Raw genomic sequence first — 25,160 nt, forward strand, 5'->3', positions numbered from 1 at the left:
TGGTTGGGGGCGGGGGAGGAAACGCGCATTTTATTTCGCCTCTCCCGGCAGGACGGGAACGGCCGAACGGGCGCGGCCGGTGATCTTGCGCTTGAACCAGGCGCCCAGGTCGTCCAGGTAACAGTAGACGACGGGCACCACCACCAGCGTCAGCAGCGACGAGGTGATCACACCGCCGATCACCGCCTGTCCCATGGGAGCGCGCTGCTCCGAACCTTCCGACAGCGCAAAGGCCAGCGGCACCATGCCGAACACCATGGCCAGCGTCGTCATCAGGATGGGGCGCAGCCGCACGCGGGCGGCCATCAGCAGCGCCGCTTCACGGTCGAGCTTCTCGCCGTCCAGGCCTTCGGCGCCGTGGCCGTCGCGGGCGCGGTTGGCGAAGTCGACCAGCAGGATCGCGTTTTTTGTCACCAGGCCCATCAGCATGATCACGCCGATGATCGAAAACAGGTTCAGGGACGAGCCGAACAGCAGCAGGATCAGCACCACGCCGATCAAGGTCAGCGGCAGCGACGACATCAGCGCGATCGGCTGCAGAAAGCTCTTGAACTGCGATGCCAGGATCATGTAGATGAAGATCACCGCCAGCGCCAGCGCCGAGAGGGCGAACCCGAACGACTCCTGCATGTCCTTGGTCGAGCCGCCGAAGCGCGCGCGGTAGCCGGGCGGCAGGGGTTCGGCGTCGAGCACACGGCGGATGTCGGCCGACACTTCGCCGAGCGAGCGGCCCGAGACGTTGGCGGTGATCTCGACCTCACGGCTGAGGTCGCGCCGATTGATCTGGTTGGGGCCGAACGACGGCACCACCTCGGCCACCTGCGACAGCCGCACGATGCGCGTGCTGCCGTCGGCGGCCGTCAGCGCCAGGCCCAGGCGCTCGATGTCGGGCAGCACCTGTCGCGCCTCGGGCTGCAAACGTACCTTCACGTCGTAGCTCTGGTCGTCGGCCGCGCGCCAGTTGCCGGTGGTCTGGCCGGCCACCAGCGCACGCAAGGTGCTGGTGATGCTGCCGACGCTCAGGCCCAGGTCGGACGCCGCCTCGCGCCGCACCTTCACATCGACGGTCGGCTTGTTCGGCTTCATCGTGGTGTCCAGGTCCACCAGGCCGGGGACCTGCTGCAGCTGCGTCGTCAGCTGCAGCGTCAGCCGCTGCAGTTCCAGCAGGTCGGTGCCCTGGATCGACAGCGAGATCGGCTTGTTGCCGCCGACGGCATCGAGCAGGCCGACGTGCGTGACGGTGATGCCCGGCACGCGTGCCAGGCGCTCGCGCAGCACCACCGACATCTGGTCGACGTTGCGCTGACGCTGCTCGCGGTCGACCAGCCGCACGTAGGCGTTCGCGTAGTTCTTGCCTTGCGCTGCACCGGTGTTGACGGTCATGACGGTGTAGCGCACCTCGGGGAACTCGCGCAGGATCGCGTCGACCTGGCGCGCCTTGGCTTCCGTCACTTCGATCGACGAGCCGGTCGGGGTATGGAAGCTGACGGTGGTCTCGGAGAAGTCGGCCTTGGGCACGAACTCGGTGCCCAGCACCGGCACCAGCGCAAAGCTGGCAACCAGCGTGGCGGCCGCGATGCCCAGCGTGGCGGCCTTGTGTGTCAGCGACCAGGCGAGGATGTCCTGGTAGATGTCGCCCAGGCGGTGCGAGAGGCGATCCACCGCACCGGTGACGCGGCCCAGCGTGCGGTCGTACAGCGACTTTCGACCGGGCTGGCCGTTCGGGTGCACGGCCGGGTCGTGCCACACGCTGGACAGCATCGGATCCAGCGTGAAGCTGACGAACATCGAGATCAGCACCGCCGCGACGATGGTGATGCCGAACTGGTGGAAGAAGCGGCCGATGATGCCGCCCATGAAGCCGATCGGCAGGAACACCGCGACGATGGACAGCGTGGTGGCCAGCACTGCCAGCCCGATCTCGTGCGTGCCGTCCAGCGCCGCCTGGTGGGCGTCCTTGCCCATCTGCACGTGCCGGACGATGTTCTCGCGCACGACGATGGCGTCGTCGATCAGCAGGCCAACGCACAGGCTCAGCGCCATCAGCGTGATCATGTTGATCGAGAAGCCGAACCAGTACATGAACAGGAAGGTGCCGACCAGTGCGATCGGCAGCGTGAGCCCGGTGATGACGGTCGAGCGCCAGGAGTTGAGGAACAGGAAGACGATCAGCACCGTCAGCACCGCCCCTTCGATCAGCGTCTGCCGCACGTTCTTGACCGCCACCCGGATCGGCCGCGAGTTGTCGCGCACGACGTCGACGGCGACGCCGGGCGGCAGCTGCGGCTTGAGTTCCTCGACCACGCGGTTGAGCCCGTCGACGACGTCGATGGTGTTCTCGCCCTGGGCCTTCAGCACGTCGAGCGCGAGCGTGCGCCGGCCGTTGTACAGCGCCAGGCTCTCGATCTCTTGCGGGCCGTCGACCACGTCGGCGACCTGCCACAGCTTGACCGGTACCGTGCTGCCGGCCGTCCCCTTGCGCGCGACGACGAGTTGCTTGAAGTCTTCGGGGCGGCCGACGCGACCGGCGATCTGCACCACGCGTTCGCTTTCGCTGGAGCGCAATGCGCCGGCGGGCAGGTCCTGGTTCTCGGTGCGTACCGCGTTGACGACCTGGTCGACGCCGACGCCCAGGGCTTCCATCGCATCAGGCCGCAGGTAGATGTTGATCTCGCGCTTGACGCTGCCGACCAGCGTGACCGAACCCACGCCGCGCACGTTCTCGAGCCGTTTCTTGACGACCTGGTCGGCATAGGTGGTCAGGTCGACCGGACTGCGCGAGCCGTCTGGAGAGGTGAGTGCGAGTGTGTAGATCGGGCGTGAGGCCGGGTCGAAGCGCAGCACCCGCGGCTCCTCGACCTCGTCGCGCAGCGACGGACGGATCGCCGCCACCTTCTCGCGCACGTCTTCGGCGGCCTTGCGGCCGTCGGTGTCGAGGTTGAACTGGATGATGACGACGGAGCTACCGTCATAAGAGCGCGAATAGAGCTGGTTGATGCCGGCGATCGAGTTGACCGCTTCTTCGACCTTCTTGCTGACCTCGGTCTCGACGATCTCCGGCGAGGCGCCTGGGTAGTCGACCTGCACCACCACGACGGGAAACTCGACGTCCGGGAACTGGTCGACCTTCAGCCGCTGGTACGAGAACACGCCGAGCACGACGAAGGCGAGCATCACCATCGTGGCCAGCACGGGGTTGCGGATCGAGACGCGGGTGAACCACATGGTGGGGTGCTGTGGCCGTCGTCAGGGGCCGGCCGGCGCCGCGATCGCGGTCAGCCGCACCGGCGTGCCGTCGCGCACCAGGCCGACACTGCCGGCGAGCACCTGTTCGCCGGCGCGCAGGCCGGCGCGGACAGCCACGAGGCCCGGGCCGCCGACCTGGGCGTAGCCGCGCGTACCGAGGGTGACACCGCGCTGCATCGCCTTGCCGTCGCCGACCACCAGCACATAGGGCAGCGGCTGGTCCAGGCGCACGGCCGATTCAGGCACGGCCAGCACGGCCTGGCGCTCCAGTTCCAGCCGGCCGGTGGCGAACAACCCGTGCCTCAGCGCGGGGTGCGGTTCCACCGCGAAGTACACCATCACGGCCCGGGTACCGGCCTGGGCGCTCGGGTTGATGCGTGCCACGCTGGCCGGGACCGGCTCGGGCAAGCCGTCGATCTTCAGCTGCGCCTGCTGCCCGACGCGCACGGCGCCGACGTCCTCGGGCGCCACCGCGGCTTCCAGCTCGATGCGTGTCAGGTCCACCACTTCGAGCAGCTTGGCGTCGATGCCGACGCGTTCGCCCGGCTGTACCAGCCGCTGCGAGACGTGGCCGCTGATCGGCGCACGCAGCACCGTGTCGTCCATGGCCTTGCGTGCGAGATCGGCGTTGGCCTGCGCCGCCAGCAGCGTCGCGCGTGCGGCGGCGGCGTTCGACACCGACGTGTCGAGCGCGTTCTTCGAGATGAACCCCTGGTTCACCAGTGCGCGATTGTTCTCCAGCGTGCGCTCGGCAATCTCGAGCTGAGCCTCGGCCGATGCCGCCTGCTCGCGGGCCTGCCGCAGCCGCGCCGCGTATTCGGTCGGGTCGAGGTGGCCGATGACCTGACCGGCCTTCACCGCGTCACCTTCGCGTACCGCCAGGTCGCGGACCTCGGCGGCGACCTTGGCCTTCACGACCGCGGTGTTGACGGCCTTCAAGCCGCCGGAGACCGCCAGCGTGCGCACCAGTTGCTGCTCCCGCACCTCCAGCACGTCGGTGGGCGCCAGCTCGAGCACCGGCGCGGTGCGGGGCTCGGCGGCGCGTTGCTGCTCCGCCTTGCGTGCCGTCAGGCCGCGGCCGACGGCCAGCACCAGCAGCATCACCAACAGCAGTGGAACCGCCCATTTCAACGAGCGCTTCATCGCATCCCTCATGTGCTTGTTCGTGGGGTCAGTCCCGGCGTCAGCCGGCGCGCGGCACGGACAGGCCATGCAGCATCAGGTCGATGTGGTTGGCGATAAAGCCGCTCGGATTCTTGGCGATGGCTTCGGCGGCCGAGCAGGCGCCGATCGAGTGCTTGTGCAGACACAACATCAGCATCGGGAAGATCAGCGAGTGCGCCGTGTCATACAGATTGGTGGGCCGGAACTCGCCCCGGTCGACGCCGCGTTGCAGCAGGCGCACGATCAGGCGCTCGCCGGGCTCGATCACTTCTTCGGCGTAGAACCTGGCGAGGTCGGGGAAGTTGCGGACCTCGGTGATGATGAGCTTGAAGATGCCGGAAGCCTGCGTCTCGCCGACGCGCTCCCACCAAGTGTTGGCGACCAGCCGGATCAGGTCGGCGGTCGGGCCATCGAACTGTGCGACGATGCCGTCGCCCTGTGCGATCGTCAGCGACAGGTTGTGCCGGATCACGGCCTTCAGCAGCTCTTCCTTGCTGGGGAAATACAGATAGACCGTGCCCTTGGACACGCCAGCGCGTGCTGCGACGTCGTCGATCTTGGTCGCGGCAAATCCCTTCTCGACGAACAGGTCGAGCGCAGCGTCCAGGAGTTCCTGCGGACGCGCCTCCTTGCGCCGGCGCCGGGACGGCTCGGGCTCGCCCGGGAGGGTAGAAGTGGTGGGCTGTGAGGGCATCTTAAATAAATGACTGACCGGTCAGTAATGTAGCGGCGCGGTGGCAGCCGGTCAAGGACAGGGGCAAAACCCGGCGGGTGCACCGCCGAGGAGTGTGTACGACCCGGGGTGTCTGTTGCCGGCTCGTGCGGTAAAGATCGGTGAAGTCTTGCTGCGCCCGGTGCCGGGCGTCAAAGACGCTTCCTAGAATCGGCAGCATGAAGCACAAGTTGTGGTGGTGGATCGTTGCGGCAGCGGTTCTGGCCGCATCCGCCGGTGTCTGGTGGTCCGCGCAGCGTGACGGGTCTCGGACCAGCTACCGGACCGCAGCGGTCGAACGGGGGGCGTTGCAGGCTACCGTTTCCGCAGCGGGCACCGTGATGGCGGTGTCGCAGGTTCAGGTCGGCAGCCAGGTCTCCGGGCAGATCATGGAAGTGCTGGCCGACTTCAACTCGGAAGTGAAGCGCGGCCAGCTGATCGCGCGGCTCGACCCCAAGAGCTTCGAGTACCGCGTGCAGCAGGCCAGCGCCGACGTCGAGGCGGCTCGGGCGGCCGTGCTGACGGCGCAGGCGAGCGCGCTTTCGGCGAATGCCAGTGTCGCGCGTGCGCAGGTCGAGCTGCGGCAGGCCGAACGCGACCTGGCCCGCAACCGCGATCTGGTGGCGCAGGCGTTTCTGTCACCGGCGGAACTGGAGCGTACGCAGGCCACGGTGAACACGCTGCGCGAGGCGCTGAACGTGGCGCAGGCGCAGTTCCAGGTGGCCCAGGCGCAGACGCGCAATGCCGAGGCCACGGTAAGGCAGCGCCAGGCGCAACTGGCGCAGGCCAGGGTCGACCTGGAGCGCACGCAGATTCGCTCACCGGTCGACGGCATCGTCGTCAAGCGCAGTATCGAGCTGGGGCAGACGGTGGCTGCCAGCCTGCAGTCACCGGAGCTGTTCGTCATTGCGCGCAATCTCGACGACATGCAGGTCGAGGTGCCGGTCGACGAGGCCGACATCGGCCGCGTGCAGCCGGGACAGCAGGCCTCGTTCACGGTGGACGCCTTTCCAGGGCGTGGCTACGACGGCCAGGTGCGGCAGGTGCGCAAGTCGGCGACCAACACTCAGAACGTCATCACCTACACGGTAGTGGTCAGTTTCCGTCAGCAGCGCGGCGAGTTGCTGCCGGGCATGACGGCCAATGTGCGCATCGTCACTGACGTGCGCGACAACATCCTGAAGGTGCCCAACGCCGCGCTGCGCGTGCGACTGCCGGGACCCGCCGGTGAAGACGCGCAGCCCTCCGGGCCGCGGCGCGAGGCCGCCCGGGCGACGCCGCGCGATACCGGCGGCGACGGCCGGGCGCGCCAGGAAGTGGGCACGCGCGGCAAGCTCTACCTGCTGCCGGCCGGGCAGCTCGAGCCGCATCCCGTGGCCGTGCGGCTCGGCATCAGCGACGGGCAGATGACCGAAGTGCTGGCGGGCGACGTGAAGGAGGGCGACCTGGTCGTGACCGGCGTTTCGGCAGGCGAGCAGGGTGGCGGGCGGTCCGCCGGGGGCCCGCGGATGCGGCTGTAGCGCAATGGCCCTGATCGAAGCACGCGAGCTGACCAAGACCTACCGCATGGGCCAGGACGAGGCCACGGTCGTCCATGCGTTGCGCGGCGTGTCGTTCGACATCGGCGCCGGCGAATTCGTTGCCATCATGGGCGCTTCCGGCTCGGGCAAGTCGACGCTGATGAACATCCTCGGCTGTCTCGACCAACCCGGCACCGGCAGCTACCGGCTTGCCGGCGAGAACGTCGAGACGATGACGCCCGACCAGTTGGCCGCTGTGCGCAACCGTCGCATCGGCTTCGTCTTCCAGCAGTTCAACCTGTTGCCGCGGACTTCGGCCCTCGAGAACGTCGAGTTGCCGCTGGTCTACGCCGGCGTCGGCAGCCGCGAGCGCCGCGAACGCGCGATGGACAGTCTCGGGCGCGTCGGGCTGGCCGGCCGCTGGGCGCACACGCCTTCGGAGCTGTCGGGTGGGCAGCAGCAGCGGGTCGCGATCGCGCGGGCGCTCGTGAACCGGCCCGAGCTGGTGCTGGCCGACGAACCGACCGGCGCGCTCGACACGGCCACCTCCGAAGAGGTGATGCGCTTGCTGGGCGAGTTGCATCGCCAGGGCATGACGGTCGTGCTGGTGACACACGAACACGACATCGCCGAATGGGCGTTGCGCCGCATGGTGTTTCGCGACGGGGAGGTGATCGACGACAGCCGCCAGCCGGGGCGCATGCATCCACAGGAGGCTTCCGCGTGACCCTGCTTGCCGCAGTGCGCGCCGCCTGGCGCGCACTGCTCGCTCACCCGATGCGCAGCATGCTGACGATGCTGGGCATCATCATCGGCGTTGCGGCGGTCATCACGATGATCGCGATCGGCACCGGCGCGCAGCAGCGCGTGTCGCAGCAGATCCAGGCACTGGGCTCCAATCTCATCAGCGTTTCGCCGGGGGCGCGTACCGCGTCGGGAGCCCGGATCAGCGGCGCGACCAACACACTGACCGAGGACGACGCGCTGGCCATCGTGCGCGAATTGCCCGAGGTGGTTGCAGCGTCCCCGCTGTCGCGCACCACCACGCAGGCCATCGCGCTCAATGCCAATTGGCCGACCACCGTGATCGGCTCGAACAACGACTACTTCGCCGTGCGCGATTGGATGCTCGTGGCGGGGCGCTACTTCGAGCCCGCGGAACTCAGCGGGGCCGGCAAGGTCGCCGTGATCGGCCAGACGGTGGTGCGCGAGCTGTTCGGCGATGCCGACCCGATGGACCAGGTGATACGCGTCAACCGGGTGCCGTTGACAGTGATCGGCGTGCTCGACCACAAAGGGCAGAACGCGTTCGGCGCCGACCAGGACGACGTCGTCATCGTGCCGCTCGCCACGCTCCACAAGCGCATCCAGGGCCGGCCGACGAGCCGGCTGCGCAGCATCGGCACGATTTCCGTCAAGGCGCGCGATGCCGGCAGCATGGCAGCCGCGGAAGTAGGGGTGCGCGAGCTGCTGCGCCAGCGCCACCGCCTGCAGCCGCAGCAGGAAGACGACTTCAGCGTGCGCAATCTCTCGGAAGTGCTGGCGGCGCAGGAGGAGTCGACCCAGGTCATGACGCTGCTGCTCGCCGCCGTGGCCGGTATCAGCCTGATCGTCGGCGGCATCGGCATCATGAACATCATGCTGGTCAGCGTGACCGAGCGCACCCGCGAGATCGGCCTGCGCATGGCGGTCGGTGCGCGAGGGCGCGACATCCTGACGCAGTTCCTGATCGAGGCGGTGACGCTGAGCCTGGTTGGCGGCGCCATCGGCATCGGTCTCGGGGCGCTGTCGACCTGGGCCGTGGCCGCCTTTGCCGGCTGGCAGGTGGTGTTGACCGCGCAATCCATCGTGCTCGCGGCCGGCTTCTCGGCGGCCGTCGGCATCTTCTTCGGCTTCTATCCGGCGCAGCGCGCGGCTTCGCTGTTGCCGATCCAGGCGCTGCGATATGAATGAGGCGCGGGTTCCTCGTGCACCGGGCGTCGGGGGGATGCTCCGCCGCCGCGCAGTCGTGCTCGGCGGCGTGGCGGCATGCGCCGGCTGTGCGTCGCTGGGCGGCCTTCGCACCGTCGAGGTGTCGCAGGCGCAACTGCTCGACGCCATTGCACGCCAGTTCCCGCTGCGGCTGGGTGGGCCCGAACCGTTCGAGCTTGTCGCGGTCTCGCCACGCCTGCGTGCGATGCCCAAAGAAAACCGGCTCGCCACCGAGGTCGATCTCGACATCGGGCCGGGTATCGCCGGGCGTGTCTTGAGCGGAACGGTCGGCTTCAGCTATGGGCTGCGCTATGAGCCGGCCGACCACACGGTGCGCATGAACAGCCTGCGCGTCGACCGGCTCGATCTGGGGCCGTACGGCGACCTGCTGCGCCTGCGGGCCGGCAGCTTGGCCAGCCTGTTGGCCGAGGAATTGCTTGAAGGCCTGGTCGTCTACGCACTGGGGCCCGAAGACGTGCGCCGGCTGGACGCAGGCGGCTACCAACCAGGCGACATCCGCGTGACGCCGGCCGGGCTGGCGATCACCTTGGTGCCCCGGCGCTGACGGCGACGGCCTCGAACGGCCTCGGTTGCGAAGCCAAACAGCTTTGTATCGAGCGCTGGGTATCATCCGCGGCGTCTTCCAAGAGAGGGTTCGGTTTGGACATCGTATTGCTGTTGAAGGCGGCCGTGATGGGCATCGTCGAGGGGCTCACCGAGTTCCTGCCCATCTCTTCCACCGGCCACCTGATCCTCGCTTCCTCGCTGCTCGATTTCACCGGCGACAACGTCAAGGCTTTCGACATCGCGATCCAGACCGGCGCCATGTTCGCCGTCGTCTGGCAATACCGAGAGCGCCTGCGCTCGACGGTGTCCGGCCTCGGTCGCGATCGGGTCGCGCAGCGCTTTGCGGCCAACGTGATCATTGCTTTCCTGCCGGCGGTCGTGTTTGGTCTGCTGCTGGGCGGCTGGATCAAGGAGCACCTGTTCTACCCGGTGCCGGTGGCGATCGCGCTGGTGGTGGGCGGCTTGCTGATCCTGTGGATCGAGCGGCGCCACAAGCGGCTGTACGGCGAGCGCGATCTGCAGGGCGCGCGGTTGGCCAGGGTCGAAACCATCGACGACATGACCGCACTCGACGCGCTGAAGGTCGGCCTGCTGCAGTGCCTTGCGCTGATCCCCGGCACCAGCCGTTCCGGTGCCACCATCATGGGCGCCATCGTGCTCGGTTTCTCGCGCAAGGCGGCCACCGAGTTCAGCTTCTTTCTCGGCATTCCGACGCTGATGGGGGCGGGCGTCTACTCGCTATGGAAGCAGCGTGACGGCCTCAGCTGGGCCGACATGCCGATGTTCGCCGTCGGCACGGCGCTGTCCTTCATCAGCGCCCTGGTCTGCATACGCTGGCTGATCCGCTATGTGTCCAGCCACGACTTCACGCTGTTCGCGTGGTACCGGCTGGTGTTCGGCGGCATCATCCTGCTGACCGCCTACACCGGCTGGATCGAGTGGCACGGGCACGGCTGATGCCTCCGCCTCAACGGCGCGTGAAGACCAGGTCCCACACGCCGTGCCCGAGCTTCAGGCCCCGGTTCTCGAATTTCGTCAGCGGCCGGTATGCCGGCTTCTCGGCATAGCTTTCGGCCGTGTTCTGCAGCGCCGGCTCGGCAGACAGCACCTCCAGGATCTGCTGCGCATAGGGCTCCCAGTCCGTCGCGCAGTGCAGGTAGCCGCCCGGCGCCAGACGCGATACCAGCTTCGTGACGAGCGGCGGCTGGATCAGCCGGCGCTTGTGGTGCCGCTTCTTGTGCCACGGGTCGGGGAAGAAGATGTGGACCCCGGCGAGCGATGCAGGCGCGATCATGTGGTCCAGGACTTCGACGGCGTCGTGCTGGATGATGCGCAGGTTCGTCAGCCCCTGCTCGCCGATGCGCTTGAGCAGCGAGCCAACGCCCGGCTCGTGCACTTCGCAGCCGATGAAGTCGTGCTCGGGCCGCAGCGCCGCGATGTGCGCGGTGGCGTCCCCCATGCCGAAACCGATCTCCAGGATCGCTGGTGCACGCCGGCCGAAGACGGCCGCGCAATCCAGCACCTGCTGGCGGTAAGGCAGCACGAACTGAGGCCCCAGCGTCACCAACGCTCGCGCCTGGCCTTCGGTGGTGCGCCCTGCACGCATCACGTAGCTGCGGATCGAACGCGGATGCTCGACGTCGGCCGGTGGCGGCGTTTCGGGTGGGGAGAGGGGAGCTTTCTGTGACATGGACGCGCATTTTGCCGCCGTCGGCGGATGGCGGCATTGCGTGATGCTGACTGCCGCTGCCGACTCGGCGGGCGATGATCGTTCCAGCTTCGAAGAGCACCAGCGCTCGACGGACCGAGTGACGCCCCTATAATCGCTGCTCAGTGCGGGTGTAGTTCAATGGTAGAACGGCAGCTTCCCAAGCTTCATACGAGGGTTCGATTCCCTTCACCCGCTCATCCATAGAGGCCGCGGACGTCTACGAGGCCCCATATAGGCCGTCTCATCGCCTTTTGGTGTATGCCAATGCTCTTCTCGTGCCGCTCTCGGCGGGAGCACGACGCTGAATACATGTGGAATTGCCTTGCGCAATTTCGCCTTGCTCGGCCGGGCCGGGGCCCTTGTTACCCAAGCGCAATGGGCCGAGTGGGCAAAACCCGATGAATCTCGTCGGCCAAGACATGAAGACACATCGGTTTTGCCAGGTAGCCGTCCATCCCGGCTGAGAGGCATGCTTTCCGACGGCTGGCGTCATCGTTGGCTGTCGCCGCGAGGATGGGAAACGGTGGAAGGCTGCCTGCTTGTTGGCAGGCACGCAGGCGCTCGGTGGCCTCCATCCCGTCCATCACCGGCATGTCTATGTCCATCAGCACCATGTCAGGCGGGTGCGCGCGGCAGAGCTCGATGGCCTCGACCCCGTTGCTCGCGATCGCCACCTCGTATCCCAGCAATTCCAACTGCCCGCGCGCGATCAGCTGATTGACGGCGCTGTCGTCGACAACGAGAACAAGCCCCGCATCTTCCGCGTACAAGGGGCTGGGCGAGGTTTCACGGGATTCGACTGTGGAGGTACGCCAGTCCACATGAGCGGTGAGCCGCTCGAGTTCGAGAGGGCTCAATGGCAGGAGGCGGACGTCGACCGAAGTGGAGCCGCGCGCCTGCACGGTAGGTGACCCGGCAAGTACGGCCAGCACGGTCCACATGGCCGGTACCGAGGTTGCCATCCTCTCCATTTCTGCCAGCTCCGTCCCCGTGAACTCTGCGACGATGAGCAGCATGGGAAGGCGTGGTCCCTCGGCGTTGCCCGCCAAGTCGACTTGCTCCGAAACTTGCTCCAGTGACCGAAACGACCTGATACGCCAACCGAGGCGGCGCAGGCGCCGGTGCACTGAGTCCAACGCGCCGGGCACCGGACTCACCAGCCACGCTGTCACGCCGGCCGCATCTGGCAGCGGTTCTGCACCAGAAACCTCTACCGCGGATATCCATGTCCGCAGGGAGAGGACCAGGCCCTCCGGCCCGGAATCGAGGAACGTCACGTCTCCGTGGGTCACCGGGCAAACACCAAAGGCCTCCACTGCGTTTGTCCCAAGTGGAGCTGACTGCACGGGTCGCAGCTCCAGGCGCTCCAGGACATGAGCAACGGTCTCGTCTGACGCCTTGGTGCCGGTACCCGCCGCATGCACAATAACTTCACTTCGGCCGGCTTGGGGCGTTTCGACCTCGGCGCTAAACATCACGAAACCCGCATCGATGCAATCGGTCATCGCGATCAGAACTCGGTGTATGGCTGCCCGCAAGCCCGGATTGCTGGATGGCAACTCCAGATAGGGGCCGCGGTAATCCAAATACGAGATCAGCTTCTTCGAGCGTGCCAGCGGCAAGACTTCTCGCGCGCTCTGCGTAAAGAGTTCCGAGAATTCCGTCATGGTCTGGATCCCAAGGATTGCGCACAGAATGACGCGCTTGCGGGAATCGGTGTGGCGCGAAGAGGGTGCCGCTTCCACATCGTGTTCCAGTCACGGTCGAAGGCAGCTCGCTCAGGCGTTTGCGAGCAATCGGGGCTCCCGCTCGATCGTCCTGATGTCCTAGTGGTCGGTCAGAGTCAGCAGGATGTCCGCATACCACGCGCATTTGAGGCCGAGTGTTTCATCCAGAACAACGTCCCGGCTTCCCATGTCGATCCGTGAGGAGTGGGTCCCAAGCAGCTTGCACGGCAGTGCCGCCGAGCTGGAGCTTGGGGTCGGATCTCTCATCGGGGCGGGGGCGCCGCTGGTCCCACGGTGCGTGCGCGCATCAGTCAGAAAGTACCCTTGCCCCTGAAAGCGCACGCCGAAAGACGAGGCAACGCAGGCAAGACGAGCGACAGGCAGGTGATGGAGCGTGTCGTGAAAACCGAGCGGGAAGCCGATCACCAGCAGCGGACTGCCGATCTCGACATCTGAGTGGGCCGCTTGCAGATTCGCCGGTGTCAAGGCAACGAAGGCGCACCGCACCGGCATGACGGCGCTCCAACTCGATGACGGCGACATCAATGTCGCCACCCGTGTCGGTTCCCTCCCGCCAGACGGCAGTGTCGTCGCGGTACGGCAGGATGGAAAAAAGCGGTAGCCAGTTGAAGTTCTATCTCCACGCGGTCCGGCTCATGGCCGCTCTTGGCTTCGCACAACACATGCCGGCTGGTTACCAGATCGAGCCTCGAATCCCGTTCGAAAAAGAAGCCGCTGGCGCTGCTGAGGAAGTTTGCCCCCGAAACGTGCTGACGCGAGTGGACGTCAGCAACACGGATTCGATCATGGCTCGTTTATTCATATGAGGCTTTTTTGCTGGGGATGCCGGCCGGTGACATCCGGGACGTCGTCGCTTCTTAAAGATGCTGACACGGAAAGCCGTTGCGATCTGCCTGATTGTGTGCGTGGGCGTACCGACACCTCGCACGAAGACCGGCATAGTGCTTGCCCTGTTTGCCACAAGCCGTGGAGCAGCCGCATGTCGGCGTCGTCTCGAACCTCGCATTCCCCCCTGAATCTGGCCGACTTGCTCACCGCGCACGCGCAGAGGACGGTGACGAAGGCCCAACAGCACGGAGCGCAGCTCTATTTCGACTATCGAGGCCCGGTCTGCTTTGCAGATGCCGACGCTGAACGTGCTGAACAGTGTGCGGGCGCATCTGCTAGCTGAGGCGTTGAAGGCGGTGAACGAGGGGGCCGAATGCTTTTATTTACCGTACACGCGGTCGTGTTGTCGGACAGCTTGTGCCGGGTGCGGATTCAAGTCGCCTTTCCTGATGCGGACACGGATGCGACCTTTCACGCCATGCGCCGCAATGCTCGAAGCCATGCGACAGAGGCCGCTGCTCAAGACATGGAACTCCCTGCCTCGTTCGCGCCGCTGCCCGCGTGGTTCGAGCCGCGCTACAGCAAGTTGCGGTCCCCTGGCATCGGTGCAATGCTCCAGCTCTCGATGACGTTGAGATTGGCTGAGGACAAGGTGTTCGACGAGATGGCGGTGCTCGCCATTCCTCAAGCCTGGCTCATCGGATCGCCGGCAGACGAGAACGAAGCCCTGGCCAGCCGGCTGCAGCGCGACGGCTGGCTCGTGCGCATCTTCGGCAATGTGGAGGCGGCTCGCGCTCAACTTCGAGGCATAGACCGCGCCCCGCCTGCGCCTGCCTTTCTGTTTGCTCGCGAGGGTCCCAGTGCGAGCGTGCAGGAGTTGCGAGCGTGGGCGGCGGAACTCCCCTCCACAACACGCGTCGTTCTCGGCATGCCGAGCGAGTCCGACCATCGCCGCTTGGCCCAAATCGGCAGGCTGGAGATACGCAAGATTCCGTTCAGTCCTGCTGACCTCGGGGACATACGTGAGCAGGCACGCCAATGGGAAATCGACCGCGGCGACGAAGTCGCTCCCGCTCCACGCGATGCGGAGCATCGTCCGCGCGTGCTGGTCGCGGATCACGATCCGGCGAACCTCGTCCTTGCCAGTGAGATGCTTCGGGTACTGAGCTATGCATCAGACACCGCGGTCAGTGGACTGGATGCGATTGAATACTGTCAACGCTTCCGGCCCGTTGCCATTCTCATGGATGTGCAGATGCCTGACATGAGCGGAATCGAAGCCACACAACGATTGAGGCGGATGGAAGCGCACCAGACAAGCGACGCGCTGCATATCATCGGCGCAACGACGCAGAATGATGAGGAGACACGCGCTGCGTGCATGCTGGCGGGGATGAACGGATTCCTGCACAAGCCGCTCGGGCCGTTGAACCTGGCTCACCAGATCGGCACGGCGGTGCCCCGTGCCGCCAGACCCTCGCGCGTTGGCGTCACTGTGGCACCGCTCAGGTCGCGGTTCGATCCGGCAGCAAGCGATCCGTCTCCCGCTTGACGACGGCATAGCACTCGCAAGCCTGCGCCTCGAGTGCAGGCCTGTCGAGCACCGTGATGTGGCCGCGCCGGTAGCTAATGATTCCGGCGTGCTGAAGGTGGCCTGCGGCTGCAGTCACTCCCTCGCGCCGGACCCCTAGCAAGTTGGCGATCAACTCCTGCGTCATCACCAACTCGGGGCCCGGCAAGCGGTCCAGGGTCAGCAGTAGCCAGCGACACAGTTGCTGCTGCAAGGAATGATGGCGGTTGCATACCGCCGTCTGTGCCATCTGAGTGATCAGCGCCTGGGTATAGCGCAGGAAAAGATGCATCGCAGGCCCTCCACGTTCGAATTCCTGTTGCAGCACCGGCGCCGGAAGCTTCAACGCATGCCCTTCGCTCTGGACCACCGCGCGGCTGGGCGTACTGCCACCGCCCATAAAGAGGGACACGCCCACGACGCCATCGAACCCGACCAGCGCGATTTCGGTCGATGCGCCATTCTCCAGGACGTGCAACAGCGAAACGATGGCGGTTGTCGGGAAGTGGACCTGCTTGGACACGGCGCCGGATTCGTACAAGGCGGTACCGAGCGGAAGGAACACCCACTCAAGGTGAGGCGCTATGCGTTGCCACACATCGTTGGGTACCACCCGAAGCAGACGGTTGGGGCAGTATCGAGGACCGCGCGAGGTCAGACCTTCGAGTGGCATGTGCGGCAGCGGGGGGCAGAGACTTGTACGGTAGCGCACATTGCGCCCCACGGCCCCGTCTCCTTGCGCGCGGCGAGGGCATACGCGCCTGCGTGCAGTGCAGAACCGTGTCGCTGCCTCGCGCTCCGCTCAACGCCTAGCCTCTTCCGGCAAGAAGCCCAAGCACAAGGCCGACCGCTGCGGAAGCAAGGATCGCTCCCCACGGGTACACGCGCACGTAGCTGTCCACGTTCTGCGCTGCATTCCGGGCGCCATCGGCAACAGCGTGTTCCAACTGCTCCATCCGCGACTCCGCGGGCGAAACAAGCTGCCTCGCCTGCACGGACGGAGTGGTATCTGGCCGAGGATCGTCGTCGACCGCCATCGGCGGGACCGTCCCCGGTGTCGTTCCCGGGGATTGTGGTGTTCTCGGATCGCTAGTCATGATTTCTCCAATCTGGCTGGGTATCCACAAAATCGGTGTGGCCGCCGCCGCGCCGGGCGGGCGCAGTTGGCATCCATCGGGCATCAGTACCCGGCACCAGCCGCGTCCGTCCGCACTCTTCCAGGGGATGCGCGGGGCCCGGTTTGCGAGATCCTGTCAGGACGAACCAGCTGAACGTGAAGATGGCATCTGACGGCTTTTGCATGAGGGCATGTTGCCCTGAGAGGCCTTCGCCGTATGTGCGGCGTCGCACCAAATGCGCAGGGCGTCCATCGGAGCAGCTCTTCAGGAGTCGGTGCACAGCGCTTGGTGGTCATGGACGCCTCTTCACGCTGCCGATGTGTCCGAGCGCACCGACGCCCGGGCTCTGCTCGGCCAAGCTGCCTCATCCCGCGGGATCAACCGCTGAAGAGGAGCAACGCGATGAACGACATGGAAAATGGGCGGCGGCCCTTTGCATCGCCACCCGGGGAAGCCGGGGACAGGTTCACCTCCGAAGGTGGGGCGGTCGGGCCGCGGCATCCGGCCCCTGCGCCCGCGGAGAGCCGATCCATCGTGTCGGCTGAACAGCGCAGCCACCGTGCGGTGGCCCGGGCGTCGTGAAGCAGCCGCGAGCTCCGCTCAGCCACCGACTCCCGGTCAGATGGAACTGATGCAGGACATGAACCTCGACTTTTGCCATGGGTCGTACCTCCACGACCACCAGCGCTTCCTTCGTTTCGAGGACGCTATCGATTGCGCGGAAACTGCCCGCCGCACCCGTGCTCGTCACGGCGAGTAGCGCTGTCAGTGAGTGCAAGCGACTGGTCGCTTCCTGCGTTTCAGTGCCCAATGGGCATGAACGCCAGCAGGAAACCGGTGCCCGCCGCATCGCGACTGATCGCAGCATGCGCTTGACGTCCCGGTGTGCCCCCCACCGACGGCAGGTCCAAGGTGCAGCTGCCGCTGCGGTCGCCCCGGGCCGCCTCCGACAACATGCTCTTCAATACACCGGTGCCCTGCGGCGTAAGCAGCCGATACAGCGACTGGCCTTGCAGCGCATCCGGGTCGCTTTGAAAAAGTGTCGCTCCTGTAACGTTTGTTTCCTGCACGATTCCATCTTTGTCCACGGTGAACAGGCCGACGGGTGCCGCATCGTAGAGATCAGTGTGCCGTTGCAATGCCGCCTCTGCCTCCGAATGCAACCTGCGCAGTTCTTCGGCCTGCAGTTCGAGTTCCACCTGATGCACCTGCAGTTCGTGCAGCACGGCCAGCGCATCCACTGCTGTCTGCGGCGACGCTGCCAATTCATAGAGAACACGCAGCGCCGCGGCGCTGCGTTTGACGTTGTCTTCGGTGTCTCCCGTCAATCGCGAGACGGCACGCTTGCGAAGCTCTTCTTCGCTGGCCGGATTGTTCATCCCGGTTTTCATGGGCACTCCCTTGAGGCGGTGACTTGTGGCCGCCTGCAAATTTCACTTTACTCCTTGCGCAGCCGCGCTTCGAGTTCCTTGGCGGTCGTGATGTCGACGAGGGTGATGACCGTTCCCTGGATCACATTGGCCAACGTGCGGTACGGCATGATGCGCACCGAATACCAGCGTCCGTCGGTGGTGGCAGCGTCCTTCTGCGAAAACGCCAGCGTCTGCAAGGTTTTCTGCGCATCAGCGATCAAGTCCGGATAGAGCAGGGTGGTGGCCAGATCGCTCAGCGGCCGGCCGACGTCCGTCTCGCGCAGGTGGATCACGCGCGTGACTTCGTTGGTGAAGCGACGCACGTTGAGGTGGTTGTCGAGGAACAGCGTGGCGATGTTGGTGCTGTTCAACAGGTTCTGCATGTCGCTTTGCGCGAGCGCGAGGTCATCGAGCTTGGATTGCAGCTCCGAGTTGATCGTTTGCAGCTCCTCGTTCATCGATTGCGCTTCTTCCTTCGACGTGGTCAGCTCTTCATTGGCGGACTGCAATTCCTCGTTGGTCGACTGGAGCTCTTCGTTGGCCGCCTGCAACTCCTCGCGGGAGGTGAGCATCTCCTGGCGAAGCGCGCGGATTTCATCGTGCGCGCGCGCCAGTTCGGCCGCTGTGACCGGATCGGCCGAACTGGTGGATTTGCGCCGGCTCTTCTTGCCGTTCGCCGGCGTGGGCACGTCGCGGAAGACGACCATCACCATGCCTTCGAGCGGCTTGGGTTCGAGCAGGGGTTGAACCGCGATGTCGACAACGGCTCCATCCGGCTCTTCGCCCAGACGAAGGCTGCGGAGTTCGACAGGCATGCGACTTTGCAGCGCGTTCTGCAGCGCCACGCCCAGTTGCGCCCGTATGCTGGGCCGCGTCATCACGTGGATGTTCCAGTTGGCCTTGCCTGCCGCCGGCTCCAGGTATTTCCCGGTATGGCCGTGGATGTAGACGATGTCGCCGCCGGCCGTCACCAGCACCGCGGCAGGTGTGAACGCCTTCAGCAGCACTTGGTCTGCATGCGTCTGGAGATTGACCGAGGAGGACATGGGGTGTGACACCGTGGTGGTTTCTTCGGCCGGAGCCGACAAAGGTCGACGGCTGTGGAAGTGAAGCTGCGAGGCATTGGCGCGATTGTCCTGGCGCCAGTACAGGCGCGACTTCGGGTGCGTCGGCGTGAACAGCGCGTGCGATCGACCCACGGTTTCCGAACTGCCGAGCACCAGCAGGCCGCCCGGGCGCAGGCCGTAGTGGAACAGCGGCACCAAATGCTGCTGCAGCGTGGCGTTGAAGTAGATCATCAGGTTGCGGCAGCAGAGGATGTCGAGCTTGGTGAACGGCGGATCCCGGCTGACGTCGTGCCGGGCGAACAGCACCATCTCGCGGATGCGTTTGTCGACGGTGTAGCCACCTGCCTGCGCAGTGAAAAAACGCGCCAGGCGCTCGGGCCCCACGTCGGCCGTGATCGATGCCGGATAGTGGCCCTTGCGGGCTGCTGCAATGGCGTCGGCGCTGAGGTCGCTGGCGAAGATTTGCAGTGTGCGGCCTGCAGCGCCCGCCGTTCCTTCGGTAACCTGCTTGAAGACCATCGCGAGCGAGTAGGCTTCCTCGCCGGTGGAGCATCCCACCACCCAGGCGCGCAATGGCTCCTGCGCGGATGTGCGGCGCGCCAGCAGTTCCGGCAACGCGGAGTCTTCGAGTTCCTGCCAAACCGGCGGGTCGCGGAAGAAGCGTGTCACACCGATCAGAACCTCGCTGAAGAGCAGGTCTACCTCGGCCGGGTTCTGCCGCAAGAAGCCCGCGTAGGCATCGATGCCGGCCAGACCATGCACTGCCATGCGCCGCTCGATGCGGCGGATCAGCGTGCTTGACTTGTACAGTGAGAAGTCGTGCCGCGTGCGCGCACGCAGGAGCGCCAGGATGCTCCTCAGTGCCATCGCGTCTTGCGGGTGGTCGTCCAGGGTGTGCGTTCCGCGCAGGCCTGCCTTGTCCGCCAGGGCGCGGGCGAGGATCGCTGGCAACTGTTCGGGCGGCGCCACGAAATCCGCGTGCCCGGCCGCCAGCGCGCTGCTGGGCATCGAGTCGTACTGGGAAGACTCCGGCTGTTGCACCAGCGCCAGTCCACCGTGCTTCTTGATCGCCCGCAATCCCAAGGTGCCATCGGATCCCATGCCAGACAGCACGATGCCCACGGCCTGGTGCCCGCGCTCGCGGGCCAGCGAATCGAACAGCGCGTCGATGGGCAATTGGCGGTGTGCTCCTGACGGGCGCGTCGAAACACGGAGATGGTTGCCGGAGATGGACAGTTCTGCGGCCGGCGGAATGACGTAGACGACATTGGGTTCGATGGATTGCGCGTCTGACGCTTCGCGCACGGGCATAGCCGTCACCTTCTGGAGCAGCTCGCCGAGCATGGATTTCTGCTTCGGGTCCATGTGCTGGACCACGACGAACGCCACACCAAGATCGATGGGCGCGTGCGTGAAAAAGCGCGTCAGCGGATCCAGTCCGCCCGCGGAGGCGCCCAGTCCGACAACGCGAGTGCCGGGCAATGCAGCGAGGGTCATCTGAGGATAGGGGGTGGAGCTCCAGAGCGGGAGTATCGGGGGTTGCGAGCCGGGACCGGGCCCGCGCTATGTCGGCGACCGCACAGACAGCCTGCCACGGGAGGTCCAACGTGGTCCGATGCAAAGCAAAGGGTCCTCTCAATGACGCACTCAGTCAACGCCAATGCCGCACAGGACGATGCGGGTACAAGGACGGCCACCGAACTTGCCCAAGCCGGCATGTTCAAGGCCTCGGGCGACGTGCGGCGCGAGCGCCTGCGGCATCTGGCCGCCCTCGACGGTGGCGCGGTCGCGGGAGCGGATACCGAGAAAGCCGACGTCCTGGCCCTGGTGGCGCATGAGTTCCGCGGCCCGCTATCGGCCATCAGTGCGGCTCTGGTGCTGATCGATCGCCGCATCGGTACCCAGTGTGCGCGGGAGCGCGCCATCGTCGGGCGGCAACTCGGCACGTTGGTGCGGCTGGTGGAGGATCTCCTCGATGCCAGGCGCACGGCGCGCGACGGGATGGCACTGTACTGCGAGCACGTCTCGCTGCGTGAGGTGGTGACCCATGCGCTGGAGACCACAGCTCCCCTGCGCCACGCCATGCGTCACCGGCTCCGGGGCAGGCTGCCCGATGCCAAGCTCCTTGTGTACGCCGACAGGACGCGGTTGGCGCAAGTGTTCGCCAACCTTCTGTCCAACGCGGCGCGTTACACCCGGAAGGGGGCTGTATCGAAATCGACGTCGAGGTGGCGGCCGGCAGTTGTTGCGTGCGCGTGAAGGACAACGGCCGGGGCATCGAGGCTGATGTGCTCCGTCATCTGTTCGAGCCGTATTTCCAGGGCACAGGGAGCGAGCAGGCGATGCCTCGCGGCCTGGGGCTGGGGCTCGCCCTGGCCAAGGCGATCACCGAGCGCCACGGTGGGGCCGTGACCGTGCACAGCGACGGCCGGGACCTCGGCAGCGAGTTCTCGGTGCGGTTGCCCCTGGCGGCCCACGTCACCGTCGCAACCCCCGCCGTTGACAGCAACCGGAGGAGGTGCACATGAACACATTTGCAGCGCGCGCCGGGCCGGAGGCTGCTTCTGCTAGCCCTCTCTACAAGGAAGGCGAGGACATGCCCTCATCCCCCGCCGAGCCGGACCACCGGGCTTTCAAGGAAGCGCCGAGGGGCGTGCCGGCGCAGGACAGCGAGGACCTCATGGCGGAACTGAAGATCCGCTACAACGGTCGCCACTTCTGCTTTCAAGCGTATCGATACGACCACCTGGAAGACGCGCTTGCGTATGCGCGGTTGCAGCGTGACCGTGCCTTGCACGGCTTGGATGAGGATGTGACGCCTGAAGGCGCAACCACCGGCGAGCCGGAGTTCCCGGCAACTTCCGATCGGCCCGAGATGGAGGCGCTGGGCGTGTCATACGAGGCGGGCAGGTACGTCTTCCAGGGCTTTCACTACGATCACCTGCGAGATGCCCTTGCGTACGCCCGGCTGGACAGGGCACGCGGCAGCACCTGATGCCCTCGGCGCGGCCACTTCAGCCCGGGCGCGGGGGGGAGGGGGGCGTTTCCGCGAGGGCCTGCTTTACGAGCCTGTCGAGTTCGCACTCGAGCGATTCGGCCAGGAAATACGCTTCGAGGTACTTTTCCTGGCGCCCCGCGGCTTGCCACGCGGTTCTGTCGCCTTCGGCCTTGGACAAGCGGTACTTGACAGATGCGATTTGCTGCTCGGTGATCAGCTTACTCCGCGGGCGACCGGCGTGGCGGCGGGTTTGGTGTTTGCACGGACCATGCTCCCCTGACCAGGCCACGGCGTCTGTGTGACGCCACACCGATGAGGTCGAGCGCTCACTGTCGCGCCGGGGGCGGATCCATGTGCTCTGACGCCGGGTCTGCTCGAAGAAGAATCGCAGCATCTCCGCGGTGGCGTCGGGGCCACGGGCGTCTCTCTACCTCGGGCTCTGAGGTTTGAGGCCAGGCATATTCTCATCAGCGCATCGTTTCCGATGGATATCTCATGCCGGGTCCACATGGCGTCAGCGAGAAGAGGGGGCCGGAACCTGGGGAGGTACTCGGCTCAACAGAACAAGCCCGGCCACCGCGGAGAAGGCGGAAGCCAGGAAAATGCCCAGCTTCGCGCTGCCGATGAGCGGCGCAGCAAAGGCGAGGTCCGCAATGAAGAGCGCCATCGTAAAACCGATGCCCGCCAAGATGCTTCCTCCTGCGATCTGCCTCCAGCTGAGGTCCGGCGCCCGCACGGCAAATCCCGCCCGCACGGCCAGCCAGCTGAACGCAAAGACGCCCAGTGGTTTGCCCACGGCGAACCCCGCGAACACGGCGGCCGTCACCGGATGGGCGAAGTCGTCCCAAGATAGCGACAGTCCGGCGTTGGCGAACGCGAACAGCGGCATGACCGCAAAGGCCACCCAGGGGTGCAGCCCCATTTCGAGCCGCTCGACGGGTGCCAGCGTCTCTCTCGCAGCCACTTCTGCAATTTGCAGGCTCTTTCGATCCCGAGTACTGCCGCTGCGCAGGTCTTGGGTGGGATGGGCGACCACCCTTTGCAGGATGGCGTACAGTCGCTTGTCGCTGACCCAGCGGCGGGCCGGTGTCATCAGTCCGAGAATGACGCCGGTGGTTGTCGCATGAATTCCGCAAGCGTCGATTGCGACCCATGCAAACCCGCCGGCGACGAAGTAGAGCGGGAGGGCCCTGAAGCCGGCCATGGCCATGGCGCGCACAGCAGCTATGCACAGTGCACCTGCACCGAGCATGGCCCAGTTCAGTCCATGGCTATATCCAATTGCGACGACGAGGATAGCGCCGATGTCGTCGACGATGGCCAGCGACAGCATGAACACGCGCAAGCTTTTCGGAATGCGATCCTTCAACAGTGCCAGACAGGCCACGACAAATGCCGTGTCGGTGGCCATCACGGTGCCCCAGCCGTGCTGACCAGGCAGTCCCCATTGAAGTGCCAGATACAGCGCAGCCGGCACCACCATGCCTCCGATTGCTGCCACGACCGATAACGCGGCAACCCGCGGCTCGCTCAACTCGCCCAGCACCAGCTCTCGTTTGAGCTCTAGCGCGACGAGGAAGAAGAACAACGTCATCAAGCCGTCGTTGATCCAATCCTTCAGCGAGCGCCCATAGTCGAGCGGGCCCACCCGGAATCCGACGTGAACGTCCCACGCGCCGAGAAACTCGGCACTCCACGGCGAGTTGGACAGCGCGAGCGCCGCCGTCGTAGAGAGCAGAAGGATGGCGCCGGCGGCTGCCTCGATGCGCAGGAACCTCGAGAGCGACGGAGCGAATCGATCAACAAGCGCTTTCGGTAGCCGAGCAAGATCGCGGTCGTACGCCGCCCGAGAACTGTCATCGCTCATATTCGGCTCGCCGGGCACGGCCGATGGCAGTCAACGCGCCCGACTCGATCTGTCCGCCCTTTTAGCCGCTGTTGACGAGCAGCGCGGCACACGCACCTGCGACAGCAGATATCTGTTCTGGCGTATGCGTACCGGGCACCCGGGCCCAGCCGCCTCTCTCCACGAATTCTCCCTGCGACCATGTACGGGTTTCCTTCAGTGCAGTGAGGTGGGTACGTGCATCGCCATCTCGTCTAAATTTCTCGACGCAGACGGGCGCTAAGGCAGCGGTCACCGCATGGTCGGCACGCATGTTAGCTGCGGTCTCCGCATCTGTGCGCGTGGCCCATCCTGCCCACGTGAACCCGGCGATGACCGTGGCAACGGCTCCGGTAGCGGCACCGATCAGTGCAGGCTTGATTTGCATGGAAATAGTCATAGCGGTCCTCCAGTTGCATCAATGTTGATGGCTCGGCAGGTGATCCGGACGCCCGGCCAGGCACTGAGCATTCGACCTCAATTGAGGCGGCACTAACCAGGACTCAGGGTCGACTTTCCATGGGAATCCCCAGCTGGGCAGTTGCAGGGAGTGTTGTTGCAGAATGGGATGCGGATGTAGAAGCCGCGTGGGCCCACGCCGACCCCTGGCTGTCCGCCGACGAGCCTTGGCGCGCGCCGAGCAAGCCCCTACCTCGCAGGCAAACGGTTCGCATGCGGGATGGCATCGTCGTTGAACAGCAATGCAGCGCGCATCGCGACCATCTTTCTGCCGAGTTGCTCTGCGCCCAGCTTGCTCCGCCGGATCATGTCGAACAAGACCGACTGCTCTTGCTCGATGTGGCGGCGGACATTCGTGTCCAGAACGTCAAGGTGCGCGTTGTACAACTCGTCATCGGGCTCCATGTCGTCGATCTCCATGACGATCTGCATCGCCACTTGGTGTTCCACATCAAGAACGTTCATCAACGCGTCGTTTCTGACGGCTTCGCGTACGGCAGGGTAGAACACCTCATCTTCGATCTGGATCAGCAGGTTCAGCTCGCGCAACAATTCGCCTACTAGCCGCGCCTTGCGGTCTGGCAGCAGGGCCCCTTGATCGACAGCCGATCCGATGTCATCGAGATCGACGAAGAGACGCAGCAACGCGTCTTGGTATCCACGCAGTACGACCAGTGCGTCGGTATCGTCCGTCGGCGAGCGTACTCGTTGGGCCTGCACGGGAATGGCGCGGGATGAAGGTTCGTCTCGAACCTGAGGATGGTGACTCATGACTACTCCTTGCGATGCAGTGTGCGCCGCTGGTATCTCCAGGGTCGCATGCCGCACCTTCAGTGTCTGTGCCTCGCGCCACATAGCCGGCAGAGCGAAGGACTCTATCGAGTTCATGTTCTTGATTGAACCAAGAATGGCGGAAGGGCTTGCACTGAGTACATGGACATCAACGCCCTCGCAGTTTCCTGGCGTCGCGGGCCCGTCGCCTCAGACGCTCATCAGTAGCCGTTGAAAGATGGCCAGGGACGACCAGCCGTCGTCGGTCGTGAAGAGCTGGTACACAGTCTGGCCAATTCCGAAGTGCGAGCGGAATAAGGTTATTGTCAATCAACGGGTTGGAAGGTCGAACGTGTTCCCTTCACCCGTGCATCCCACAGAAGTCGGTGGACTTCTGCGAAGCTTGGTAGAGA

General features: G+C 65.5%; 21 protein-coding genes and 1 tRNA gene. 10 read left to right on the forward strand and 12 right to left on the reverse strand.

Translation table 11 applies throughout. The annotated features are described in order from the left end of the window. Positions 1–30: 30 nt before the first annotated feature. The 3 genes from M8A51_RS01650 to M8A51_RS01660 are packed head-to-tail and all read right to left on the reverse strand — an operon-like array spanning position 31 to position 5,104. A complete protein-coding gene (locus tag M8A51_RS01650; RefSeq protein ID WP_251776372.1) occupies positions 31–3,225 on the reverse strand; it encodes an efflux RND transporter permease subunit in 3,195 nt (1,064 codons plus the stop codon). 21 nt (positions 3,226–3,246) lie between these two features. Next, complete coding sequence (locus M8A51_RS01655) at positions 3,247–4,389, reverse strand: efflux RND transporter periplasmic adaptor subunit (RefSeq protein ID WP_251776373.1); 1,143 nt, start codon at positions 4,387–4,389, stop codon at positions 3,247–3,249. A gap of 40 nt (positions 4,390–4,429) precedes the next feature. Beyond that, positions 4,430–5,104 (reverse strand): TetR/AcrR family transcriptional regulator, encoded by a 675-nt coding sequence (locus tag M8A51_RS01660; RefSeq protein WP_251776374.1) that lies wholly within the window; start codon positions 5,102–5,104, stop codon positions 4,430–4,432. Positions 5,105–5,301: 197 nt separating this feature from the next. On the opposite strand from M8A51_RS01660, the gene M8A51_RS01665 reads away from it, so the two are divergent. The 5 genes from M8A51_RS01665 (at position 5,302) to M8A51_RS01685 (ending at position 10,137) form a co-directional block, all read left to right on the forward strand. Further along, entirely contained in the window at positions 5,302–6,642 is a 1,341-nt protein-coding gene (locus M8A51_RS01665; protein ID WP_251776375.1) for an efflux RND transporter periplasmic adaptor subunit, read from the forward strand. Between the two features lie 4 nt (positions 6,643–6,646). Continuing rightward, a complete protein-coding gene (locus M8A51_RS01670; RefSeq protein WP_280925954.1) occupies positions 6,647–7,369 on the forward strand; it encodes an ABC transporter ATP-binding protein in 723 nt (240 codons plus the stop codon). Then, positions 7,366–8,595 carry an ABC transporter permease gene (locus tag M8A51_RS01675; protein WP_251776376.1) on the forward strand — a complete coding sequence of 410 codons (1,230 nt, stop codon included), beginning with the start codon at positions 7,366–7,368 and terminating at the stop codon, positions 8,593–8,595. Before M8A51_RS01670 ends, M8A51_RS01675 begins: the two co-directional genes overlap by 4 nt. A gap of 34 nt (positions 8,596–8,629) precedes the next feature. Next, the gene (locus tag M8A51_RS01680) at positions 8,630–9,178 is read left to right on the forward strand and encodes a hypothetical protein (protein WP_251776377.1); all 549 of its coding nucleotides are present in this window, start codon (positions 8,630–8,632) and stop codon (positions 9,176–9,178) included. Between the two features lie 95 nt (positions 9,179–9,273). Further along, positions 9,274–10,137 (forward strand): undecaprenyl-diphosphate phosphatase, encoded by an 864-nt coding sequence (locus M8A51_RS01685; protein WP_251776378.1) that lies wholly within the window; start codon positions 9,274–9,276, stop codon positions 10,135–10,137. A 10-nt stretch (positions 10,138–10,147) separates the two neighbouring features. On the opposite strand, the gene trmB is transcribed toward M8A51_RS01685, so the two are convergent. Further along, the gene (gene trmB / locus M8A51_RS01690) at positions 10,148–10,870 is read right to left on the reverse strand and encodes a tRNA (guanosine(46)-N7)-methyltransferase TrmB (RefSeq protein WP_251776379.1); all 723 of its coding nucleotides are present in this window, start codon (positions 10,868–10,870) and stop codon (positions 10,148–10,150) included. Between the two features lie 145 nt (positions 10,871–11,015). Between trmB and M8A51_RS01695 the strand changes: the two genes are divergently transcribed. Continuing rightward, a tRNA-Gly gene (locus M8A51_RS01695) sits at positions 11,016–11,086 on the forward strand. A 167-nt stretch (positions 11,087–11,253) separates the two neighbouring features. Here the strand turns inward: M8A51_RS01695 and M8A51_RS01700 are convergent. Next, the gene (locus M8A51_RS01700) at positions 11,254–12,558 is read right to left on the reverse strand and encodes a response regulator (protein WP_251776380.1); all 1,305 of its coding nucleotides are present in this window, start codon (positions 12,556–12,558) and stop codon (positions 11,254–11,256) included. Positions 12,559–12,717: 159 nt separating this feature from the next. After that, positions 12,718–13,131 carry a hypothetical protein gene (locus tag M8A51_RS26425; protein WP_368408508.1) on the reverse strand — a complete coding sequence of 138 codons (414 nt, stop codon included), beginning with the start codon at positions 13,129–13,131 and terminating at the stop codon, positions 12,718–12,720. Between the two features lie 709 nt (positions 13,132–13,840). Here M8A51_RS26425 and M8A51_RS01710 point away from each other — a divergent pair. After that, entirely contained in the window at positions 13,841–15,019 is a 1,179-nt protein-coding gene (locus tag M8A51_RS01710) for a response regulator (protein WP_251776381.1), read from the forward strand. On the opposite strand, the gene M8A51_RS01715 is transcribed toward M8A51_RS01710, so the two are convergent. The 3 genes from M8A51_RS01715 to M8A51_RS01725 all read right to left on the reverse strand — a co-directional run bounded on the left by M8A51_RS01715 (position 14,973) and on the right by M8A51_RS01725 (position 20,131). Further along, positions 14,973–15,710: a Crp/Fnr family transcriptional regulator gene (locus M8A51_RS01715; RefSeq protein WP_251776382.1), complete on the reverse strand. Its 738-nt coding sequence runs from the start codon at positions 15,708–15,710 to the stop codon at positions 14,973–14,975. The genes M8A51_RS01710 and M8A51_RS01715 overlap by 47 nt on opposite strands. A 1,245-nt stretch (positions 15,711–16,955) precedes the next feature. Then, entirely contained in the window at positions 16,956–17,546 is a 591-nt protein-coding gene (locus M8A51_RS01720; RefSeq protein WP_251776383.1) for a PAS domain-containing protein, read from the reverse strand. A 47-nt stretch (positions 17,547–17,593) separates the two neighbouring features. Next, a complete protein-coding gene (locus M8A51_RS01725) occupies positions 17,594–20,131 on the reverse strand; it encodes a chemotaxis protein CheB (RefSeq protein ID WP_251776384.1) in 2,538 nt (845 codons plus the stop codon). A 141-nt stretch (positions 20,132–20,272) separates the two neighbouring features. On the opposite strand from M8A51_RS01725, the gene M8A51_RS01730 reads away from it, so the two are divergent. The 3 genes from M8A51_RS01730 (at position 20,273) to M8A51_RS01740 (ending at position 21,629) form a co-directional block, all read left to right on the forward strand. Further along, positions 20,273–20,893, forward strand: coding sequence for a sensor histidine kinase (locus M8A51_RS01730; protein ID WP_251776385.1), 621 nt, complete (start codon positions 20,273–20,275; stop codon positions 20,891–20,893). Next, positions 20,884–21,162 carry a sensor histidine kinase gene (locus tag M8A51_RS01735; protein ID WP_368408509.1) on the forward strand — a complete coding sequence of 93 codons (279 nt, stop codon included), beginning with the start codon at positions 20,884–20,886 and terminating at the stop codon, positions 21,160–21,162. Before M8A51_RS01730 ends, M8A51_RS01735 begins: the two co-directional genes overlap by 10 nt. Positions 21,163–21,230: 68 nt before the next feature. Continuing rightward, positions 21,231–21,629 carry a hypothetical protein gene (locus M8A51_RS01740; RefSeq protein WP_251776386.1) on the forward strand — a complete coding sequence of 133 codons (399 nt, stop codon included), beginning with the start codon at positions 21,231–21,233 and terminating at the stop codon, positions 21,627–21,629. Positions 21,630–22,146: 517 nt separating this feature from the next. On the opposite strand, the gene nhaA is transcribed toward M8A51_RS01740, so the two are convergent. From nhaA to M8A51_RS01755, 3 genes are all read right to left on the reverse strand, one after another. After that, the gene (nhaA, locus tag M8A51_RS01745; protein ID WP_251776387.1) at positions 22,147–23,499 is read right to left on the reverse strand and encodes a Na+/H+ antiporter NhaA; all 1,353 of its coding nucleotides are present in this window, start codon (positions 23,497–23,499) and stop codon (positions 22,147–22,149) included. A 61-nt stretch (positions 23,500–23,560) separates the two neighbouring features. Further along, entirely contained in the window at positions 23,561–23,917 is a 357-nt protein-coding gene (locus tag M8A51_RS01750) for a hypothetical protein (protein ID WP_251776388.1), read from the reverse strand. A 248-nt stretch (positions 23,918–24,165) separates the two neighbouring features. Beyond that, entirely contained in the window at positions 24,166–24,747 is a 582-nt protein-coding gene (locus tag M8A51_RS01755; protein WP_251776389.1) for a hemerythrin domain-containing protein, read from the reverse strand. Between the last annotated feature and the right edge of the window lie 413 nt (positions 24,748–25,160).

Origin of the sequence: Caldimonas mangrovi, assembly GCF_023721835.1 — a bacterium.
GTDB lineage: Bacteria > Pseudomonadota > Gammaproteobacteria > Burkholderiales > Burkholderiaceae_C > Caldimonas > Caldimonas mangrovi.

Bases quoted from the DNA above. Each gene is read 5' to 3' on its own strand.
- M8A51_RS01655 (WP_251776373.1), bottom strand. From the start codon at position 4,389: ATGAAGCGCTCGTTGAAATGGGCGGTTCCACTGCTGTTGGTGATGCTG.
- M8A51_RS01665 (WP_251776375.1), top strand. From the start codon at position 5,302: ATGAAGCACAAGTTGTGGTGGTGGATCGTTGCGGCAGCGGTTCTGGCC.
- M8A51_RS01740 (WP_251776386.1), top strand. From the start codon at position 21,231: ATGCCCTCATCCCCCGCCGAGCCGGACCACCGGGCTTTCAAGGAAGCG.
- M8A51_RS01755 (WP_251776389.1), bottom strand. From the start codon at position 24,747: ATGAGTCACCATCCTCAGGTTCGAGACGAACCTTCATCCCGCGCCATT.
- M8A51_RS01715 (WP_251776382.1), bottom strand. From the start codon at position 15,710: ATGCCACTCGAAGGTCTGACCTCGCGCGGTCCTCGATACTGCCCCAAC.
- M8A51_RS01680 (WP_251776377.1), top strand. From the start codon at position 8,630: ATGCTCCGCCGCCGCGCAGTCGTGCTCGGCGGCGTGGCGGCATGCGCC.
- M8A51_RS01725 (WP_251776384.1), bottom strand. From the start codon at position 20,131: ATGACCCTCGCTGCATTGCCCGGCACTCGCGTTGTCGGACTGGGCGCC.
- M8A51_RS01650 (WP_251776372.1), bottom strand. From the start codon at position 3,225: ATGTGGTTCACCCGCGTCTCGATCCGCAACCCCGTGCTGGCCACGATG.
- nhaA (WP_251776387.1), bottom strand. From the start codon at position 23,499: ATGAGCGATGACAGTTCTCGGGCGGCGTACGACCGCGATCTTGCTCGG.
- M8A51_RS01700 (WP_251776380.1), bottom strand. From the start codon at position 12,558: ATGACGGAATTCTCGGAACTCTTTACGCAGAGCGCGCGAGAAGTCTTG.
- trmB (WP_251776379.1), bottom strand. From the start codon at position 10,870: ATGTCACAGAAAGCTCCCCTCTCCCCACCCGAAACGCCGCCACCGGCC.
- M8A51_RS01660 (WP_251776374.1), bottom strand. From the start codon at position 5,104: ATGCCCTCACAGCCCACCACTTCTACCCTCCCGGGCGAGCCCGAGCCG.
- M8A51_RS01710 (WP_251776381.1), top strand. From the start codon at position 13,841: ATGCTTTTATTTACCGTACACGCGGTCGTGTTGTCGGACAGCTTGTGC.
- M8A51_RS01750 (WP_251776388.1), bottom strand. From the start codon at position 23,917: ATGACTATTTCCATGCAAATCAAGCCTGCACTGATCGGTGCCGCTACC.
- M8A51_RS01720 (WP_251776383.1), bottom strand. From the start codon at position 17,546: ATGAAAACCGGGATGAACAATCCGGCCAGCGAAGAAGAGCTTCGCAAG.
- M8A51_RS01670 (WP_280925954.1), top strand. From the start codon at position 6,647: ATGGCCCTGATCGAAGCACGCGAGCTGACCAAGACCTACCGCATGGGC.
- M8A51_RS26425 (WP_368408508.1), bottom strand. From the start codon at position 13,131: ATGCCGGTGCGGTGCGCCTTCGTTGCCTTGACACCGGCGAATCTGCAA.
- M8A51_RS01730 (WP_251776385.1), top strand. From the start codon at position 20,273: ATGACGCACTCAGTCAACGCCAATGCCGCACAGGACGATGCGGGTACA.